Genomic DNA, 1,201 nt, shown 5'->3' on the forward strand with positions numbered 1-1,201 from the left:
TTTCGGGGAGTACGAGCTATCTCCAAGTTTGATTAGCCTTTCACCCCTACCCTCAGCTCATCCAGAAGCTTTTCAACGCTTATTGGTGCGGTCCTCCAGCTGGTGTTACCCAGCCTTCAACCTGGCCAAGGGTAGATCACTTGGTTTCGCGTCTGCCACTGCCGACTATACGCCCTATTCAGACTCGCTTTCGCTTCGGATACGTGTGTCGTCACACTTAACCTTGCCGGCAAAGGCAACTCGTAGGTTCATTATGCAAAAGGCACGCCGTCACTCATTAACGAGCTCCGACCGCTTGTAGGCGCACGGTTTCAGGAACTATTTCACTCTTCTGTTCGAAGTGCTTTTCACCTTTCCCTCACGGTACTGGTTCGCTATCGGTCTCTCGGGAGTATTTAGCCTTACCGGATGGTCCCGGCAGATTCACGCAGAATTCCTCGTGCTCCGCGCTACTCAGGATACTACTATGCTTCGACAACATTCGAATACGCAACTGTCATGCTCTATGGTCTTTCTTTCCAGAAAGTTCTTCTCTGATGTCTTCATGCAACGGCGTAGTCCTACAACCCCACCCATGCCGTAACATGGATGGTTTGGGCTGTTCCCCGTTCGCTCGCCACTACTGGGGGAATCATTGTTTATTTTCTTTTCCTGCAGGTACTAAGATGTTTCAGTTCCCTGCGTTAGCCTCTTACATAGTAAGATAATACCTCTTCAAGATATTGGGTTGTCCCATTCGGAAATCTCTGGATCAAAGGTCATTTGCACCTCCCCAAAGCTTATCGCAGCTTATCACGTCCTTCATCGCCTCCGAGAGCCAAGGCATCCGCCATGCGCCCTTTTTTACTTTCCTTATCCATTCGCTCACACTTGCGTGCCAGCGGGATGATATATACTTTCAGCTCTTTACTACTAAAATTACTGTTTGCTTGTACAATATGTCATAGATCGTTCATCTTCGTTTCTTACGTTTCCGATGGAGTGGAGAATAACGGATTCGAACCGTTGACCCTCTGCGTGCAAGGCAGATGCTCTAGCCAGCTGAGCTAATCCCCCGAACTTGATTCCGTTCGTAGTCCCAGGCAGAGTTGAACTGCCGACCTCTACATTATCAGTGTAGCGCTCTAACCAACTGAGCTATAGGACTAAGTTCAACCTAGTCTGTTTAATTAGACCCGGCTTCTTACTTTCTCTCTTCCGT

The 1,201-nt window shown here is 48.6% G+C and carries 2 tRNA genes and 1 rRNA gene; all 3 read right to left on the reverse strand.

The features are described 5' to 3' along the window. Positions 1-853, reverse strand: a 23S ribosomal RNA gene (locus WS34_RS14765); the annotation flags it as partial. Positions 854-982: 129 nt separating this feature from the next. Further along, positions 983-1,056 (reverse strand) — tRNA-Ala (locus tag WS34_RS14770). 17 nt (positions 1,057-1,073) lie between these two features. Then, positions 1,074-1,147: transfer RNA gene (locus WS34_RS14775), tRNA-Ile, on the reverse strand. Positions 1,148-1,201 lie beyond the last annotated feature (54 nt).

Origin of the sequence: Odoribacter sp. N15.MGS-14 (genome assembly GCF_000980245.1) — a bacterium.
GTDB classification, from domain to species: Bacteria; Bacteroidota; Bacteroidia; order Bacteroidales; family Marinifilaceae; genus Odoribacter; species Odoribacter splanchnicus.